Annotated in this window: 18 protein-coding genes; 11 read left to right on the forward strand and 7 right to left on the reverse strand. The window is 57.5% G+C overall.

Annotated elements, in window-relative coordinates:
• Window positions 1-99: 99 nt before the first annotated feature.
• The gene (locus BN77_RS15710; protein ID WP_007533592.1) at window positions 100-699 is read right to left on the reverse strand and encodes a DUF1134 domain-containing protein; all 600 of its coding nucleotides are present in this window, start codon (window positions 697-699) and stop codon (window positions 100-102) included.
• A gap of 190 nt (window positions 700-889) precedes the next feature.
• Here BN77_RS15710 and chpT point away from each other — a divergent pair, with 190 nt between their 5' ends.
• Window positions 890-1,537: a histidine phosphotransferase ChpT gene (chpT, locus tag BN77_RS15715; protein WP_040677824.1), complete on the forward strand. Its 648-nt coding sequence runs from the start codon at window positions 890-892 to the stop codon at window positions 1,535-1,537.
• 111 nt (window positions 1,538-1,648) lie between these two features.
• Entirely contained in the window at window positions 1,649-2,011 is a 363-nt protein-coding gene (locus BN77_RS15720) for a response regulator (protein ID WP_007533597.1), read from the forward strand.
• A gap of 117 nt (window positions 2,012-2,128) precedes the next feature.
• Here BN77_RS15720 and ctrA read toward each other — a convergent pair whose 3' ends face one another.
• Entirely contained in the window at window positions 2,129-2,830 is a 702-nt protein-coding gene (gene ctrA / locus BN77_RS15725) for a response regulator transcription factor CtrA (protein WP_007533606.1), read from the reverse strand.
• 440 nt (window positions 2,831-3,270) lie between these two features.
• Between ctrA and BN77_RS15730 the strand changes: the two genes are divergently transcribed.
• Entirely contained in the window at window positions 3,271-3,621 is a 351-nt protein-coding gene (locus tag BN77_RS15730) for a hypothetical protein (protein WP_007533608.1), read from the forward strand.
• 95 nt (window positions 3,622-3,716) lie between these two features.
• Here BN77_RS15730 and BN77_RS15735 read toward each other — a convergent pair whose 3' ends face one another.
• A complete protein-coding gene (locus BN77_RS15735; protein WP_007533610.1) occupies window positions 3,717-3,998 on the reverse strand; it encodes a GNAT family N-acetyltransferase in 282 nt (93 codons plus the stop codon).
• 316 nt (window positions 3,999-4,314) lie between these two features.
• The gene (gene sciP, locus BN77_RS15740; protein WP_007533628.1) at window positions 4,315-4,590 is read right to left on the reverse strand and encodes a CtrA inhibitor SciP; all 276 of its coding nucleotides are present in this window, start codon (window positions 4,588-4,590) and stop codon (window positions 4,315-4,317) included.
• A 403-nt stretch (window positions 4,591-4,993) separates the two neighbouring features.
• Here sciP and BN77_RS15745 point away from each other — a divergent pair, with 403 nt between their 5' ends.
• Window positions 4,994-5,734, forward strand: a complete 741-nt coding sequence (locus tag BN77_RS15745; RefSeq protein WP_007533633.1) for a helix-turn-helix transcriptional regulator — start codon at window positions 4,994-4,996, stop codon at window positions 5,732-5,734.
• Between the two features lie 86 nt (window positions 5,735-5,820).
• Here BN77_RS15745 and cysQ read toward each other — a convergent pair whose 3' ends face one another.
• Entirely contained in the window at window positions 5,821-6,615 is a 795-nt protein-coding gene (gene cysQ, locus BN77_RS15750; protein WP_040677827.1) for a 3'(2'),5'-bisphosphate nucleotidase CysQ, read from the reverse strand.
• 365 nt (window positions 6,616-6,980) lie between these two features.
• Here cysQ and BN77_RS15755 point away from each other — a divergent pair, with 365 nt between their 5' ends.
• The 7 genes from BN77_RS15755 (at window position 6,981) to BN77_RS15785 (ending at window position 13,602) form a co-directional block, all read left to right on the forward strand.
• Window positions 6,981-7,883 (forward strand): branched-chain amino acid ABC transporter permease, encoded by a 903-nt coding sequence (locus BN77_RS15755; RefSeq protein ID WP_007533636.1) that lies wholly within the window; start codon window positions 6,981-6,983, stop codon window positions 7,881-7,883.
• Between the two features lie 4 nt (window positions 7,884-7,887).
• Window positions 7,888-9,282: a high-affinity branched-chain amino acid ABC transporter permease LivM gene (livM, locus tag BN77_RS15760; protein WP_007533638.1), complete on the forward strand. Its 1,395-nt coding sequence runs from the start codon at window positions 7,888-7,890 to the stop codon at window positions 9,280-9,282.
• Entirely contained in the window at window positions 9,282-10,157 is an 876-nt protein-coding gene (locus BN77_RS15765) for an ABC transporter ATP-binding protein (RefSeq protein WP_040677272.1), read from the forward strand. The genes livM and BN77_RS15765 overlap by 1 nt, the downstream gene beginning before the upstream one ends.
• Window positions 10,157-10,885: an ABC transporter ATP-binding protein gene (locus tag BN77_RS15770; RefSeq protein ID WP_007533642.1), complete on the forward strand. Its 729-nt coding sequence runs from the start codon at window positions 10,157-10,159 to the stop codon at window positions 10,883-10,885. The genes BN77_RS15765 and BN77_RS15770 overlap by 1 nt, the downstream gene beginning before the upstream one ends.
• A gap of 24 nt (window positions 10,886-10,909) precedes the next feature.
• Window positions 10,910-11,263, forward strand: a complete 354-nt coding sequence (locus BN77_RS15775; protein WP_007533644.1) for a DUF6867 family protein — start codon at window positions 10,910-10,912, stop codon at window positions 11,261-11,263.
• A gap of 119 nt (window positions 11,264-11,382) precedes the next feature.
• The gene (locus tag BN77_RS15780; protein ID WP_007533646.1) at window positions 11,383-12,507 is read left to right on the forward strand and encodes a branched-chain amino acid ABC transporter substrate-binding protein; all 1,125 of its coding nucleotides are present in this window, start codon (window positions 11,383-11,385) and stop codon (window positions 12,505-12,507) included.
• Between the two features lie 123 nt (window positions 12,508-12,630).
• On the forward strand, window positions 12,631-13,602 hold the full coding sequence (locus tag BN77_RS15785; protein ID WP_007533647.1) for a 2-hydroxyacid dehydrogenase: 972 nt from the start codon (window positions 12,631-12,633) through the stop codon (window positions 13,600-13,602).
• 30 nt (window positions 13,603-13,632) lie between these two features.
• On the opposite strand, the gene BN77_RS15790 is transcribed toward BN77_RS15785, so the two are convergent.
• Both BN77_RS15790 and BN77_RS15795 read right to left on the reverse strand, forming a co-directional pair.
• Window positions 13,633-14,544 (reverse strand): response regulator transcription factor, encoded by a 912-nt coding sequence (locus BN77_RS15790; protein ID WP_007533648.1) that lies wholly within the window; start codon window positions 14,542-14,544, stop codon window positions 13,633-13,635.
• A complete protein-coding gene (locus tag BN77_RS15795; RefSeq protein ID WP_007533649.1) occupies window positions 14,537-17,923 on the reverse strand; it encodes a hybrid sensor histidine kinase/response regulator in 3,387 nt (1,128 codons plus the stop codon). Before BN77_RS15795 ends, BN77_RS15790 begins: the two co-directional genes overlap by 8 nt.
• Window positions 17,924-18,099: the final 176 nt, after the last annotated feature.

An 18,099-nucleotide genomic window follows, 5' to 3' on the forward strand; every position in this document is an offset into this window, starting at 1 on the left:
AAGTTGAGTTGCGTCAGGACCAATGATTATGCGGAGCTGGCGCGTAGAGCAAGTGGCGGATCGGTCACGGCGAGCGAGAGTTCGCCGCGCAATTGGGAATCAGAAGGGATTCCAGGTCGGATCAGGGGTGACTTTGAGGTAGCCGACGTTCAATCCGAGGCGAGCGCCGACGCCGGTGCGGATCGGTACGACAAGCACGTTGTCGTTCTTGAGAAGCGTCATACCGAAACCGGCGACAACGAAGGCCTGGCCGCTGACGCCGCCGAAGCGGGCGTAGATCGCGTCGGTCGAGGGCAGATCGTACACTAGCATCATAACGCGCGTGCCTTGACCGCCATAGTCGATCCCAAGCGACGGACCTTGCCAGTAGAGCGGATGTTCCCCGGCGTTCTTTGTATTCAACTGACCTTCGCCATAGGTGAGGCCGGCGATGAAGGCGCCAGAGCCTTCCTGGCCGAGAATATAACCGTTCGGAAGGCCATACTTCTGAAAGGCCGCTTCGATCACCTTGGCCAGCCCACCGCTGGTCGAGCCGAAGAACGAGTGCCCGGCATCGACGATTTCCTGCATCGAATACTGGCCGCTGTTGGACTGCTGTTGCGCTGCTCCCTCGGTTGGGACAAGGATGAGAGGCGAAAGGGTCAGCGCAACGAAGAGCCGGCAGATGGCGGAAAATCTTCCGTGGAAATGGGAGCGCATGGTGTCATCCGTTCATCATGGTCGGTACGGTGAGCCGTTTCCGGCGTTTGAATCATTTTGCGCGTATGGTGTTAACAATCGGTTTACCAAATATGGTGTCATTATGGCGCCGAGTACGGCCGCAAAGTTCGCGCAATTTTGATTAAGCAAGATACACGGCGGAATGATCTTGCCGCTCCTGGAGACGATGATGTCGAAGAATCCAAACCTCACCCTGACCGGACCGGACCTGGCCGCGCTTCTGTGCAGCCGCGTCTGCCATGACGTTATCTCGCCGGTTGGTGCAATCAACAACGGTCTGGAGCTTCTGGATGAGGGCGGCGCCGATGCCGACGCGATGGATCTTATCAGGACAAGCGCACTCAACGCGTCTGTCCGTCTGAAATTCGCCCGGCTTGCCTTTGGTGCTTCCGGATCGGTCGGGGCTTCGATCGATACCGGCGAAGCCGAACGTGCGGCGAAAGACTTCGCGGCGGCCGAAAAGAAGACAGAGGTCGTCTGGAGCGGTCCGCGTGCGATTATCGCCAAGAACCGGGTCAAGTTGCTGCTCAATCTCTTTTTGGTAGCCTATTCGTCGATTCCACGCGGCGGCGTCATTGAAGTCACGCTTGAAAACCCCGAACTCGATGCCAAGTTCAAGATCGTCGCGAAAGGCAAGCTGATGCGCTTGCCGCCGAAATTCGTGGAGATTTCGACCGGGGAAATCGAGGAAGCCATCGATGCCCATTCGATCCAGCCGTATTACACGGTGCTGCTCGCTGACGAATGCGGCATGGCCCTTGGCCACAGCGCGACCACCGAGGAGCTGACATTTACCGCCGATGTTGTCGCTGTTTGATGAAGACCTCAGCCCGTTTCGGCTTGTCGAGGTAATAAATCCTTAGCCTAATGTTTCTATCCTTGGCTGGTAAGACGCCAGCCGGGACAGAAGCTGGGGCAAGGAGCAGCCATGCAGAGGTTTATGATCGCCGATTCGTCGGATGTCGTTCGCAAGGTGGGAAAGCGTATCCTTTCCGAGCTCGACTTTATGGTCAGTGAAGCCTCAAGCGCCGCCGAAGCTCTCGCCAATTGTCAGGTTCTACTTCCCGAATACCTCGTCGTTGATTCCAGTATGGACAACGCACTCGAGCTGATTTCCACCATTCGCGGCATGGAAGGCGGCAAGGAGGTCAAAATCTATTATTGCGTGGTCGAGGCCGATCTCAAGAAGCTGATGATGGGCAAGCGGGCAGGGGCAACTGATTTCCTCCTAAAGCCGTTCGACCGCAAGATTCTGACGGCCGTTTTCGGCAACCGCGCAATCGCCGCCTAGTCGACCCATATCCGCCAGCTGACCCGGGCCGCCCCATCGGGTGGCTTGTTGTATGCCAGAAACAGAAATCCCGCCACGAAGGACGGGATTCTAGATTTCGGCAAAGGGGATGAAACGTCAGGCAGTTTCGGCGTACTCTGTGCCATCGGGCTCGCGCAGAACGTAACCACGGCCCCAGACGGTCTCGATATAGTTTGCTCCGCCGGCAGCATTTGCGAGCTTCTTGCGCAGCTTGCAGATGAAGACGTCGATGATCTTCAGTTCCGGCTCGTCCATGCCGCCGTAGAGGTGGTTCAGGAACATTTCCTTGGTGAGCGTTGTGCCCTTGCGCAGCGAGAGCAGCTCCAGCATCTGGTATTCCTTGCCCGTCAGATGCACGCGCTGGCCACCGACTTCGACGGTCTTGGCGTCGAGGTTGACGATCAGTTCTCCGGTCATGATGACCGACTGGGCGTGCCCCTTGGAACGACGAACAATCGCATGAATGCGCGCGACCAGTTCGTCCTTGTGGAAGGGCTTGGTCATATAGTCGTCGGCGCCGAAGCCTAGACCGCGAACCTTGTCTTCAATGCCGGCCATACCGGACAGGATCAGGATCGGTGTCTTGACCTTGGACAGGCGCAGAGTGCGAAGCACTTCATATCCGGACATGTCGGGAAGGTTCAAATCGAGAAGGATGATGTCGTAATCATACAACTTCCCGAGATCCACGCCTTCTTCACCAAGATCGGTGGTGTAGACGTTAAAACTTTCTGATTTGAGCATCAATTCGATGCTCTGCGCTGTCGCGCTATCATCTTCAATGAGTAGTACCCGCATTCTTATCCCCTTTACCGCCGCCGAAAGGTGGCCTGGCCCCCTACGCGATACCGAATATGTCACTGCGTGATTTGGAAGCTGCCACGAAATGGTTAACAAATTCTGATTCACTCTGGCAAGAGGTAATCAATTTATTAAATAATTTGTCCACTCCGCTGTTTTCCAACGAGAATTCGCAAAGCCACTTTCTTAAGTTTTACATTAAGAACGGCTGGTAAGCGATTCATTCGACTCACCAATGAAACGGTATCGGAAATCGCGTAGTTGTGTTTACCGACCCTTAAATCATCGGCACTATCATTAACGATGCCCGTAAACGAAAGGTTACCAGCGGTAGGTTTTTGTTAATACCGAGGGAAATTTTTTAGCAGGCCGCATAAAAGCGGCTCGCAGGGGCGGTTTAAGTGGAGCAGGGGTCTCGCATCACTGGAGTAATGCGTATGAAGTCGCGTGAGAGCCTAGTTCGCCTGAAGGAGTTTCAGGTGAACGAAAAACGTCGCCAGCTGCAGCAATTGCAGATGATGATGTCCGAATTTGAGCGGATGACGAAGGATCTGGAAACCCAGATCGTCGTCGAAGAAAAAAAATCCGGCATTTCCGACCCGAATCACTTCGCCTATCCGACCTTCGCAAAGGCAGCACGCCAGCGCGCGGACAATCTTCAGGTCTCGATCAAGGAACTGAAGATGCAGGAAGAGTCGCTTGAACAGGCGCTCGAAGAGATGCAGGCGGAATACCAACGTGCAGCCGCGCTGGAAGAGCGCGACGGCGCAATCCGGGCAAGAGCCTAAAGGCAGGAAACGGGCGCCATGTGGCGCTCAGGCATCGCCTCGAAAAAAGCCATGCATGACGGGCTGTCGTGTCCGTCATACATGGCTTTTGGCATTTAACCGCTGACCACGTCGCCCCATTCCTGATGGCGTTGTGACTGCGCCTTGAAGAAAGGACATAGCGGGAAGATCTTCCATCCGCCTTTGCGTGCCGCCTCGACTGCGTGGAGCGCAAGTGCCTGGCCAACGCCCTTGCCGCGCAGCGCGTCCGGAACGCCGGTGTGGTCAATGATCACGAGTTTCGGCGAGGTGCGGGAGTAAGTCATTTCTGCCTGGTGGCCTTCCACTTCCGCAACGTAGCGGCCGCCGGAGGGATTCTCTTCGTCCGTGATGTCCATTGCCAGTCCTCATCAACATTTTGCTGTTGGTCGGAAATTGGCATGACGTCTCTGTCGCGCCAAGCCGGCCGATGAGGACACAGTGTTCGATAGAACGGTGGGGAAGATTGCTGCCGGAATGACGCCGGCAGCGATTTCGGATCACCGAATGAGCATTCTGCCGAGTGGTCTATGGGGCAGGGAAGCTGCGGTGAAGCTAGTAGCACCTGGTGCAAGCAGGACATCGCCGGCTGCATTAATGATTTCGGGCCGGCTGTAGATCTTCCTCAGGAAATCCAAGCGGCCCGAAAGATAAATTCGTTGCCCAAAGGGCTGGTCAGTGGCGATACTGCTGGATGCGCGTGGTACGCAAACCGGCAAGGCCGTGGCTGTTAATGGAGGACTGCCAGGACAGAAATTCTTCGACGGTCAGCGTGTAACGCTCGCAGGCTTCTTCCAAGCTCAACAGGCCACCGCGAACAGCCGCTACAACCTCAGCTTTGCGACGGATAACCCAGCGCCTTGTATTTGGCGGCGGCAAATCCGCAATCGTCAGCGGGCTGCCATCGGGGCCGATGACATATTTCACTCGGGGACGTATCATTTCGGTCATTGGACTCTCTACACAACTCAAGACCACGGCAGGCACTCTAGCTTGTCACATTTAAGAATTGCCTAAGCACAGTGTAACACTTTGATAAGAAATTTAAGCGTCCGCTCCTGAAGAAGCGATTTGCGCCATTGCACCCTTACGCTAGGTAAATTTGTGATCAGCGCATAGGAGCCATGCGTAATGGTTGGTGGGCAATTGATAATCGCCAATTTATAAGCGCTGCAACATAGTTGTGAACGCAAGACCTGGTCTCCGTTCTTATTGTAACGCCCGGAATGACTAAGGCTTTCGGCTTCGTATCTTTTCGATACGAGGTCTTTTGTTTTTTGCCCGGTGCCGCGCGGCCTTTTTGGGGCCAGTAAACAAAGACCTGAGCCGGAGTTAGCCGCCGAGGGACAAGAGCATGAATGAACAAGAGCGCGCCGTCCGCGACGGCGCGGACGGTTTTATTTTTTCGCTGATCGAGTCTGAGCAGAAAACGTCAGCGGAGCAATTCAAGGATTTCGTGGCCGAGATGGCAATAGAGGCGGGCTTCAATCACTACCTTCTGGCGGAGTTTCCGCGCGGAGACCGCAGCGGCTTTGCCAGTAACTGTCTTGCCAGCAACTGGCCGCAAGAACTCACCGATTTCTATGAAGAGGTTGATCTCTTTTATTGCTGTAAACTCGTTTCAGCTCTCAAGAAGACGGCGATGCCGGTTTTTTGTGACAAGGCGCCGTTTGAAAGCACGGCGGCAAGCCAAGTAAATCAGCGGCTTACGGCTCTTTTCAGGGGATATGGCCTGAAGAACACGTTTGCGTTTGCACTGCATGACATGCACTTAAGACAGTATATTTTTGCGTTCTCGGGTGAGCGCGCGCACCTCGCTCGTGAGGAGGCGATGGGGCAGGTTTTTCGGGGGATGGAGTTTCTCGAATTGTTCGCACAACTGAAACCAGTAGAGCAGCCGACCGAAAGCCTCAGCAGCCGGGAAGTCGAATGCCTTCGTTGGTCGGCCGCGGGAAAGAGCAGCGAAGAAATCGCGATCATTCTTGATCTCTCTGCGCATACGGTTGTCGGTTACCTGAAGAGCGCGATGCGAAAGCTCGATTCCGTCAATCGTATGCAGGCAATTGCCCGCGCCTTTCGATATCGACTGCTTTAGGCGCGCGTGATCCGATCGACAGCATCATTGCCGAAAGTTCGCTCGGTGAAGAGCGCGTCGGGTCGATTTCGTGTCTTCTCGCAAAGCTATGCCCGCTCCAACGCCGACCTCATGCCGCCCCAGGAAATGAAGTTCGGGTTGGCGAAATCGGTGTCATGCGTCTGTGATATCTTTCCGTAGGTCAGCGGCAATCCGTCCAGCGTGACGGTCGAACCGCCTGCGGCACGCAGGACCGCATCACCGGCGGCCGTATCCCACTCCATTGTCCGCGTAAAGCGCGGATAGACGTCCGCCAAACCTTCAGCCAGCATGCAAAATTTCAACGAGGAGCCGATGTTGGTGCATCGGGAGATTGCGTTTGCAGCAAGAAAGACGTCTGTCTGCGGGCTGTTGTGTGATCGGCTTGCCAATGCCATTCGATCGGCTGGTTGTGGGCGCACCCGGATGGCGGCCCTACGGGTGACCTGAAAATGATCGTCGATAAAGAGCTTCTCGGCCTTGTCGTTTTGGCCGGAGAAGGCAATGCCGAGCGCCGGTGCATACACGATCCCGGCGAGTGGGCGCCCGTCACTAATGTAGGCGATGTTCACGGTGAACTCGCGCCGCCCGTCGATGAATTCTCGAGTGCCATCGAGCGGATCTACAAGGAAGAAGGACGAGCCGATCGCAGGCACATTGCCAGCCGCCACCGATTCTTCCGCGATGATCGGGGTTCTCGGGAAGGCTGCTTCAAGCTCTGCAATGATGATACGCTCGGCCTGCTCGTCGGCGATTGTCACAGGGCTGTTGTCTGCTTTCCTCACGGAGGGGCATCCATCCAGATAGATCTGCATGATTGCCTTGCCCGCTTCGAGAGCGGCGCGCTCAAATGCTTCGAGCATTGCTCGCCTTCCGAATTCCATCTCGCGCTTTCCTGAAGCGCCTTGACTTATATAGGCATTTTTTTCGGCGATGGGAATCGTATCGGCCGACGGGCCGCCGGATCCTTGGTTTGGTTGCGGTAAAGCGGCAGCCTCGGCATTTTACAGTCAAAAAGCGCTTTCTTGAGCTTCTTGTGCTAAAAAAAGCGAACTCCTGGCCGCAAAAAAGTCATTTTCACCAAAACAGCAAAGAACTTTGGGGCTTTGCGATTTTGCACTTCCCTTTTGGTTTGAAAGCGGTATGAAATCTTTAATCAAGGGCTCATCAAAGGCTCTAATAACAAGAGATGCTGGCCGATCTGGCTTGCATCCAGGGGAAATGACATATGGAATATTTTGTCCAGCAGCTCGTTAACGGGCTGACTCTTGGATCCATCTATGGCCTCGTGGCTATTGGCTATACGATGGTTTACGGCATTATTGGCATGATCAACTTCGCCCATGGCGATATCTTCATGCTTGGCGGTTTTGCCGGCCTTATTGTCTTTCTCGTCCTCACTTCCATATTCGCGGGCCTTCCGGTTGCAGTTCTGCTCCTGGTTATGCTTCTCATTGCGATGCTGATGACGAGTTTGTGGAACTGGACGATTGAGCGTGTTGCTTATCGTCCGCTGCGCGGCTCTTTCCGCTTGGCGCCGCTCATTACCGCGATTGGCATGTCGATCACGCTGTCGAACTTCATCCAGGTGACCCAGGGCCCGCGCAACAAGCCGATCCCGCCGCTGGTCAGCACGGTCTACAACGTCGCCGGCATTTCCATTTCGCTGAAGCAAATCGTCATTATCCTCATTACGGTCGTGCTGCTGACGGTGTTTTGGTATCTCGTCAATCACACCTCCCTCGGCCGCGCCCAACGCGCAACCGAGCAGGACCGCAAGATGGCGGCGCTTTTGGGCGTCAATGTCGATCAGACGATTTCCATCACCTTCATCATGGGTGCAGCGCTCGCTGCGGTCGCAGGCACGATGTATCTGATGTATTATGGTGTCGTGAACTTCAACGATGGCTTCGTACCGGGTGTGAAGGCGTTCACCGCGGCCGTTCTCGGCGGCATTGGTTCGCTTCCAGGCGCTGTTCTGGGCGGGTTGATGATTGGCCTGATCGAGTCGTTGTGGTCGGCTTACTTCACCATCGCGTACAAGGATGTGGCGACATTCGCCATCCTCGCTTTCGTGCTGATCTTCAAGCCGACGGGTATCCTGGGCCGGCCGGAAGTCGAGAAGGTTTAACGTCATGGAAAATGTTGTACGTTCCGCTGACAAGCCCGCCAAAGCCGGACTTGTCCAGACCGGTATTAAAGAAGCCCTGTTTGCTGCCCTGATCGCGTTCGGCATGTTCGTGCTGTACGTCGGCCTGAAGACCGATCAGAACATCAGCAACGAGCTGATCATCATTCAGCGCTGGGGCCTGCTGGCCATCTTCGTCGCGGTTGCGGCCGTCGGTCGCTTCCTGATGGTCGTTTTTGTGAAGCCGCATCTGGATGCGCGCAAGCTGAAAAAGGCACGAAGCGGCGAGCTGGACATTTCGACCGAGAAGGGCTTTTTTCATACGCATTTTCTAAAGATCGCACTTGTGGCGCTGCTCCTATATCCCCCGTTCATCTACGCTGTGGCTGGGCCGCAGGGGTCGCTGAAGTGGGTGGATAACTTTGGCATCCAGATCCTGATCTACGTGATGCTCGCCTGGGGTCTGAACATCGTCGTCGGTCTCGCCGGTCTGCTCGACCTTGGCTACGTCGCCTTCTACGCGATCGGAGCGTATTCCTACGCGCTTCTATCCAGTTATTTCGGCCTGTCATTCTGGGTGCTGCTGCCTCTTTCGGGTGTTCTGGCAGCGCTGTGGGGTGTCATTCTGGGCTTCCCTGTCCTGCGACTGCGTGGCGACTACCTCGCGATCGTAACGCTGGCCTTCGGTGAAATCATTCGCCTTGTGATCATCAACTGGACGGATCTCACCAAGGGCACGTTCGGTATTTCTGGCATTCCAAAGGCAACGCTTTTCGGTATTCCCTTCGATGCGAGTGCCGGCGGCTTTGCGAAGCTCTTCCATCTGCCGATGTCCTCGGCCTACTACAAGATCTTCCTGTTCTACCTGATCCTGGCCCTTTGCATGCTGACCGCCTATGTGACGATCCGCCTGCGCCGCATGCCGATTGGCCGCGCATGGGAAGCCCTGCGTGAGGATGAAATCGCCTGCCGCTCCCTTGGCATCAACACGACAACGACGAAGCTCACGGCCTTTGCAACGGGGGCCATGTTTGGCGGCTTCGCGGGCTCCTTCTTCGCTGCCCGCCAAAGCTTCGTTTCTCCGGAATCGTTTGTCTTCCTTGAATCGGCTGTCATCCTCGCCATCGTCGTCCTCGGCGGTATGGGTTCGCTGACGGGTATTGCGATTGCCGCAATCGTCATGGTCGGCGGCACGGAAGTGCTGCGCGAAATGGATTTCCTGAAAGCTGTTTTCGGGCCGGACTTCACGCCTGAGCTTTATCGCATGCTGCTGTTCGGTCTGGCGATGGTCGTCGTAATGCTGATCAAGCCGCGCGGCTTCGTGGGGTCGCGTGAACCAACGGCCTTCCTCAAGGAGCGCAAGGCAGTTTCCGGAAGCTTCACCAAGGAGGGCCACGGTTGATGAGCCCTCAGGAAACAAACATGACCAGCGATACTTTGCTCAAGGTCGAGCACCTGTCGATGAAGTTCGGCGGCCTGATGGCGATCAACGACTTCTCATTTGAAGCCAAGCGCGGCGACATTACCGCGCTCATCGGCCCCAACGGTGCCGGCAAGACGACGGTCTTCAATTGCATCACTGGCTTCTATAAGCCAACGATGGGGATGATCACGCTGAAGCAGAAGGGTGGCAAGGAGTTCTTGTTGGAACGCCTTCCCGACTTCCGAATCACCAAAGAAGCCAAGGTTGCCCGTACGTTCCAGAACATTCGGCTATTTTCCGGCCTGACGGTTCTCGAAAACCTGCTCGTCGCCCAGCACAACAAGCTGATGAAGGCCTCCGGGTTCACTGTGATGGGTCTCGTGGGCATCGGGCCGTATCGGACGGAGGCGAAGAACGCCATCGAACTGGCGCGCCACTGGCTTCAGAAGGCTGATCTCATCGATCGCGCCGATGACCCGGCGGGTGATCTGCCTTACGGCGCTCAGCGCCGGCTCGAGATCGCACGCGCGATGTGTACCGAACCGGAGCTTTTGTGCCTCGACGAGCCCGCCGCTGGCCTCAATCCCCGCGAGTCGGCTGCCCTGAACGCGTTGCTGCGCAGCATCCGTACTGACAGTGGCACGTCGATCCTCCTGATTGAGCACGACATGTCGGTGGTCATGGAAATTTCCGACCATGTCGTCGTGCTGGAGTACGGCCAGAAGATTTCCGACGGCACGCCTGAGGAAGTGAAACACGATCCGCGAGTTATCGCGGCCTATCTCGGTGTCGAGGACGAGGAAGTGGAAGAAGTGATTGCAGCCGTAGAGAACCTCGAAGGAGGCTCGCACTGATGACTGGTCAGCCACTTCTGAACGTTCAGGGCGTTGAAACCTATTACGGCAACATCCGGGCCTTGGCCGGAATCGACGTCGAGGTCCACCGGGGCGAGATCGTCAGCCTGATCGGTGCCAACGGTGCCGGCAAGTCGACGCTGATGATGACGATTTGTGGAAGCCCGCAGGCACGCGCCGGCTCGGTGATCTTCGATGGGCAAAACATCACGCGTTTGCCCACGCACGAGATTGCACGGCTGCGCATCGCCCAGTCGCCGGAGGGCCGGCGCATTTTTCCGCGCATGACCGTCATGGAAAACCTCCAGATGGGTGCCGGCCTCGACAATCTGAAATACTTCAAAGAGGACGTCGAGAAAGTCTTTGCGATGTTTCCACGCCTTAAGGAGCGGCAGGGCCAGCGCGGCGGCACGCTCTCGGGCGGCGAGCAGCAGATGCTTTCGATCGGCCGCGCGCTCATGGCGCGTCCGAAGCTGCTGCTCCTCGACGAGCCCTCGCTTGGTCTTGCTCCTTTGATCGTCAAGGGTATTTTTGAGGCAATCAAGAAGTTGAACAAGGAAGAGGGGCTGACCGTCTTCCTCGTGGAGCAGAATGCTTTTGCGGCGCTGCGTCTGTCGGACCGTGCCTATGTCATGGTTAACGGCAAGGTCACCATGAGCGGTTCCGGTGCGGAGCTCCTCGCTAATCCGGAAGTTCGCGCTGCCTATCTTGAAGGCGGGCGTCATTAAGCATGACGAAGGGGAGACTTTGATATGCAGGGACTTTTCTTTGAAAGCGATACAGGTGTGCGCAGCGCCATTCGGCTTTTTGTCGTGCTGATCGGATTCTGGACGGCGTGGCGGGCCGGCAGAGCCGCGGCAGAGAGCTGGAGCGGATATCCTCTGGTGATCGTCTATACGGTTCTGCTTGCCGGCGCGATGCAATTCCTGCACCACGCACTGTTCGATGGACCGGTCCTCAGCCTTTTTTACTATGTGATCGACTTCGTCCTTCTTTTGATCTTCTCGACGGCTGGCTATCGCTATCGCCGGACAAATCAGATGGTCAATAACTACTACTGGCTATATCAAAAGACGTCCCCCTTCTCCTGGAAGGCAAAACATTGACAGCCGGTTGAATCTAGGGACAGATCGCTCCTCGGAGTGGAACATGTTTCCTGGCGCAGTTAAGTGGGTAATGCGCTGGGGTGTGGAACGGAACCCGCAAAAAAATTGGGAGTAACAGAATGAAAAAGTCTCTCCTGTCGGCTGTGGCTCTGACGGCGATGGTCGCCTTCAGCGGCAACGCGTGGGCCGACATCATCGTTGGCGTTGCTGGTCCGCTGACCGGCCCGAACGCTGCGTTCGGCGCTCAGCTTCAGAAGGGCGCAGAGCAGGCGGCCGCTGACATCAACGCTGCTGGCGGCATCAACGGCGAGCAGGTCAAGATCGTACTGGGCGACGACGTCTCCGACCCGAAGCAGGGCATCTCGGTTGCGAACAAGTTCGCTGCTGACGGCGTTAAGTTCGTCATCGGCCACTTCAACTCGGGCGTTTCGATCCCGGCTTCCGAAGTTTACGCTGAAAACGGCATGCTCGAAATCACTCCGGCGGCTACGAACCCGAAGTTTACCGAGCGCGGCCTCTGGAACACGTTCCGTACTTGCGGACGTGACGACCAGCAGGGCGCAATCGCCGGCAAGTATCTTGCTGACCACTTCAAGGACGCCAAGATCGCTGTCGTTCACGACAAGACGCCTTATGGCCAGGGTCTCGCTGACGAAACCAAGAAGGCTCTGAACGCTGCTGGCGTTACCGAAGTCCTCTACGAAGGTATCAACGTTGGTGACAAGGACTTCTCGGCCCTCATCGCCAAGATGAAGGAAGCTGGCGTCTCGATCATCTATTGGGGTGGTCTTCACACCGAAGCTGGTCTGATCATCCGGCAAGCCGCAGACCAGGGCCTCAAGGCTACGCTGGTTTCCGGTGATGGTATCGTTTCGAACGAACTGGCATCGATCGCTGGTGACGCCGTCGCAGGTACGCTGAACACCTTCGGCCCCGATCCGACGCTGAACCCGGCCAACAAGGACCTCGTTGCGAAGTTCAAGGCCGCCGGCTTCAACCCCGAAGCGTATACGCTCTACTCCTACGCTGCACTCCAGACGATCGCTGGTGGCGCGAAGGCTGCTGGTTCGACGGACGCTGAAGCCGTTGCCGCTGCACTGAAGGCAAAGGGCCCGTTCCCGACCGTTCTCGGCGACATGTCGTTCGACGAGAAGGGCGACCCGAAGCTTCCCGGCTACATCATGTACGAGTGGAAGAAGGGTCCGGACGGCAAGTACAGCTACTTCCCGCAGGAAGCCAAGTAAGGGTTCACCCACGCTTTTGCGGATTTTTGGAAGCCCGGTCGCAAGGCCGGGCTTCTTCATTTGGCCCGTTGGTTTTTTTGCGTTAGTGGCTAGAAGGCCAATCAGCATCCGGAACAGGTGACTATGTCCAAGCCACGCATTCTCGTCACGCGCCGCTGGCCGTCAGCCGTCGAACGCATTCTTTTGGAACGGTTCGATGTAACATTGAATCGGAACGATCAGGCGATGAGTGTGGAGGCACTGGCCCAGGCGATCGGAGAGTATGATGCAATTCTACCCACGGTCTCGGACAAGTTGCCCGCAGCTGTTTTTGATGCGGTCGCACCGCGCACACGCATACTTGGCAATTTCGGGGTCGGGTACAATCATATTGATACGAATGCCGCCAAAAATCGCGGGATCGTGGTGACAAATACTCCCGGCGTGCTGACCGATTGCACGGCGGACATCGCCATGCTGCTGATGCTGACAGTTGCGCGACGGGGCGGCGAGGGAGAGCGTCAGGTCCGCTCCGGTGAGTGGGCAGGGTGGTGCCCGACGCATATGATCGGGACGAAGGTCACCGGCAAAACGGTGGGCATTATCGGATTTGGGCGCATCGGCAAGGCGCTCGCGCAGCGTTGTCATTTCGGCTTCGCGATGGACGTGGTCTTCTACAACAGGTCTCCCGTCGATCCTGCGGAAGCCGCGCGCTATGGCGCCCGTCAATTGCCAAGGGTCGAAGACGTACTGGCGCAATCCGATTTCGTGTCCCTGCATTGCCCAGGCAGCGCGGAAAACCGCCACCTGATGAATGCTGAGCGGCTTGCGGCAATGAAGCCGGGTGCTTTCCTGATCAATACGGCACGCGGCGATGTCGTCGACGACGTCGCTTTGATTTCGGCCCTGAAGAGCGGCGTCATCCGCGGTGCCGGCCTTGATGTGTATGTGGCCGAGCCGCGCGTACCAGACGCGTTGAAGGCCATGGAGAATGTCGTTCTGCTACCTCATCTCGGCAGCGCGACCGAAGAAACGCGCACGGCCATGGGGATGAAGGTGGTGGACAATATTACCGCCTTCTTCGAGGGCAGATCGCCGCCCGATCGCGTTGTTTGAGATGTCGGTTCGATCCGCAGGATGGTCGGATCACGTCTCATGCAGGACATGAGCGGCTTTGACCGCCGCGGAGGCGCGGTTTTCGACACCGAGCTTCACATAGATCTGTTCGAGATGCTTGTTGACGGTGCGTGCGGACAGACCGAGAATCTCGCCGATGTCGCGGTTGGCCTTGCCCTTGGCAATCCATAACAGCACTTCGGACTCTCTCTGTGTCAGCGAGAAATGCCGGCGCAGCACCTCGTCGTCGGCGCGTGCGTTATTTGCCGTCAGGCGAAACAGATATTCGTCAGCACCGATCGCGCCCAGAAAGGCAAGTTGAAGCACGTCCTTGCCGGCATGCGAAACCGAGATATGGCCGTCGCGCGCTGAGCCCGGGCGGGTCTTCATCCATTCGGCAATCTTACTAACCACCATGTTCATAGCGTCGTCTCGGTTCATTGCAGCGTTGACGAGACGCGTTGCCTGTGGCGTCGACCAGTGAATGTCACCGTCACCCTTGACCGCAAGCAAATGACGACCGGCGGCGTCCAGCGCAACGCGCGCGCTTTGTGTGGAGCGTGCGTTGCGCAGGTGGACTCCGATCCGCGCTCGCAGTTCATCGATATTGATCGGCTTCGTCAGGTAGTCGACCCCGCCGGATTCAAGAGCGCGAACGACGTGTTCGGTCTCGGTCAGACCGGTCATGAAGATGACCGGTATCTGGCTGATCGCCGGATTGGATTTGAGTTTCCTGCAGGTCTCGAAGCCATCCATAGATGGCATGACCGCATCCAGCAGAATGATGTCGGGGGTAATCCGTTCCACAATGTTCAGCGCGGCGGAGCCCGATGTTGCTATCAGGACGGACAAGCCGGACTGCTCCAGAGCATCAGTCAGGAACCCCAGCGCCTCAGGCGAGTCATCCACCAACAGAACGATATCGCGCGGGAGCTCAGCCAAGGGTCTCTACCTTCTCATCGAAGCGGTTCAGAAAATTCATGAGGCCGTTCAAATCGAATGAGGCCGCATAGGAACGAAGTTCTTCTGTAAATGGCTGATTTGCTTCCACCTTGGCAAGGTCGGTGAGCTTTGCCTCGATGCCCCTGATGTAGCCGATCTCGGCAAGCCGTAACAATTCCTGGATGTGAGCGGGGCCGGGGCTGACCATCGGTCGATCGTGTTTGGCGGGGGCAGGCTGGATCGCCTCCGCATAGATCCACTTCAAGCCCAGGTGCAGCGCAAGTTTGTCACGCAGCTGCTTGATGTCGACAGGCTTGCCGATGGAATCGCTGTGGCTGTCGTCGCTATCGCGGTGAGCGGCGGCGTCGCCGATATTGGCGGACAGCATAACGATCGGAGCGGTCTGGCCACTTGCGCGCAGCCGCGAGACGAGTTGCCACCCATTCATGCCTGGCATAGAGATATCGACAAGAAACAGATCAGCCTGGATTCCTTCGATCAACGTCAGGCAGTCTGCCCCGCTTGCCGCGGTCAGGACGACGAAGTCAAGTGGAGCAAGCACCTCGCGCATCATTTCGCGATGATCCTCATTGTCGTCCACGACGACGATCGTGCGCCGTGGACCGTCGTAACTGACGATCTTTTTTTCCTGCGGCGGGACCGTCATTTCGCGAAGTACGGCAGAAAGCATGAGGCGAACGCGGAAGACTGTTCCGCGATTTTTCTCGCTGCTTACCGAGATTTCGCCTCCGAGGGTGTTCGTCAGCAGCTGCGTGATTGTCAGGCCAAGGCCAAGCCCCGGCATTGGGCGGATACTGTCGGCCTCGCCACGTTGGAAAGGCTCATAGATGCGGCTCAAGTCCTTCTCGGCAATGCCGCGCCCGGTGTCGGTGACGGTGAAGGTTGCGACCTGGCTGCGGTAGCCGACGTCGAAGGTGATGCTGCCTTCGTCGGTGAACTTGATGGCATTGGAGAGCAGGTTGACGAGGATCTGGCGCAGCCGCTTCTCATCGGTGCGTACGAACTGGGGCAGGGCGGGTGAACGGTCGTGATGGAAGGTCAATCCCTTAGCCTGGGCCTGCGGGCGGAACATGTCGACGATCTGATCCAGGAAGTCCTGAATGTTGATCTCGTTGGAGTAGACCTGGAGGCGCCCGGCTTCGATCTTGGAGATATCGAGGAGGCCATCGATGAGGCCGGAGAGATGCTCGGCGCTGCGTCGGATGACCTTGATCGACGACTGCCGCGGAGCGGGAATGGTTTCGTCGCGCTCGAGAATCTGCGCGTAGCCGAGCACGGCATTCAGTGGTGTGCGCAATTCGTGACTGAGGCCGACGACATAGCGGCTCTTGGCGCGGTTGGCGGCTTCGGCGGTTTCCTTGGCAGTTTGGAGTGCCGCGTCGGTCTTCTTGTGCGCGGCGATCTCCTTCAGCAGCAAGGTATTTTGACGCGACGACTCCTCCTCGGCAACGACCCGGCTGTCATGCGCGAGCACGTAAAACCAGCAAACGACGCCGCCGATGACGGCGAAGACGAAGAAGACGATGAGGATGGTGCGGTTCACCACCTCGGCAGTTTCCGGCGAGGCTGCGGAGACCTGATGTGCGATCATGGCAAGGATCGTGCCGACTGCCGAAAGGGCCAGCACAACCGCGATGCCGTAGCGACCGAGGCGGGTGGTCAGCTTCTCGACGACCGTTTCCGGTAGGACAGCCTTGGCGACCGCACCGACCTGCGCGTTGAAGTGTGCCTTCGGCTTGCACATGTCGTGACAGCGGCTGTCAAGCGAACAGCAGAGCGAGCAGATCGGCGCCGCATAGGCCGGGCACCAGGCCATGTCCTCCGGTTCGAAGGGATGCTCGCAGATAGAGCAGGTAATGTTTGTCAGGTTCTTCCAGCTGTGGCGCGGCTTGCGCGCGAGGTAGAATTTGCCCTTCGTGCCCCAGGCGATGAGCGGCGACGCGATCAGTGCGACGACGAGGGTGATGTAGGGCGCAAGCGAGGCGGCGATGGAACCGAAAACGCCAAAGTGCGCGATGAGCGCAATGCCGGCAGACAGCATCATGGCGCCGAGGCCGACCGGGTTAATGTCGTAGAGGTGGGCGCGCTTGAATTCGATGCCCGGAGGGGCAAGCCCAAGCGGCTTGTTGATGAAAAGATCCGCCGAGATCGTGCAGAGCCAGGCCATGGCGATGATTGAGAAGATGCCGAGCGTTTCTTCCAGCAGCTTGTAGATGCCGAGCTCCATCAGCAGAAGCGCGATCGCCACATTGAAGACCAGCCAGATGACGCGGCCGGGATGGCTGTGGGTGAGTCGGGAGAAGAAATTAGACCAGGCGAGCGAGCCGGCATAGGCATTCATCACGTTAATCTTCAACTGCGAGACCACCACGAAGGCAGCCATCAGCAGCAGCGCGGCATTGTGCCAGGGGATCATATAGCCGAAGGCCGTCAGATACATCTGGGCCGGATCGGCTGCACGATCGACCGGCACGCCCGAGGCGAAGGTGAGCACGACGAGAAAGGAGCCGGCGAGCAACTTCGGCGCGCCGATGATCACCCAGCCGGGGCCGGCGAGGAAGACGGCGAGGCGGTGGCGCCAGTTGCGTTGCTTGTCCGGCGGCAGAAAGCGCAGGAAGTCGGCCTGTTCACCGATCTGCGACACTAGGGCCAGGATGACCGCAGAGGCGGCGCCGAACTCGACGAGATCGAACGGTGCCACGGTGCCAGGCGGCCCGGAAGCGTGGCGGATTCCGGCAAAGGCCCGCCAGAGATCGAACTTCTCAAAATCCATTGCGGCAATGAAAATGAAGGGCAGGACGTTGAGGACGATCCAGAAAGGCTGGGTCAGCAACTGGAACCGGCTGATCAGCCGGACGCCATGCGTGACCAGCGGAATAACCATAACGGCGCTGATGATGTAGCCGATCCATAGCGGGATGCCGAGCGTCAGCTCCAGGGCGCCGGACATTATCGAAGCTTCGATCGCAAACAGCATGAAGGTGAAGCTGGCATAGATCAGGGACGTGACCGTCGAACCGATATAGCCGAAGCTCGCGCCGCGCGTCAGCAGATCGATATCGACCCCGTGGCGGATCGCATAGCGGCTGATCGGCAGCCCGATGGCCAGCATGGCGATGCTGGCGACAACAATGGCGAAAAAGGCGTTGGTTGTGCCGTAGGAGAGAGTGATCGCGCCGCCAATCGCTTCGAGCGCAAGGAAGGAAATGGCGCCGATCGCCGTCTGCGAGATGCGTTGCGACGAGAACTGCCGCGCGCCCTTTGCGGTAAAGCGCAACGCGTAGTCTTCCAGCGTCTGGTTTGCGACCCAGCGATTGTATTCGCGCCTTACCGGAATGATGCGTTGCCGCGCTGCCATGCCTTGGTGCCAGCCCTTTGTTCCCCTTGTCATGCGTTCGTAACACGGAACGTCACGAGGCTTAAGAGTGCGGTGCAGCGCAAAGCTGCACATTTCGCCCCGTCCACTACGTCATATTGCGTATACGCTTTCGCGGTGCAGCACCGGATAGTCCCTTAAGCAACAGTTAACTGCCG

Origin of the sequence: Rhizobium mesoamericanum STM3625, assembly GCF_000312665.1 — a bacterium.
Lineage (GTDB): Bacteria > Pseudomonadota > Alphaproteobacteria > Rhizobiales > Rhizobiaceae > Rhizobium > Rhizobium mesoamericanum.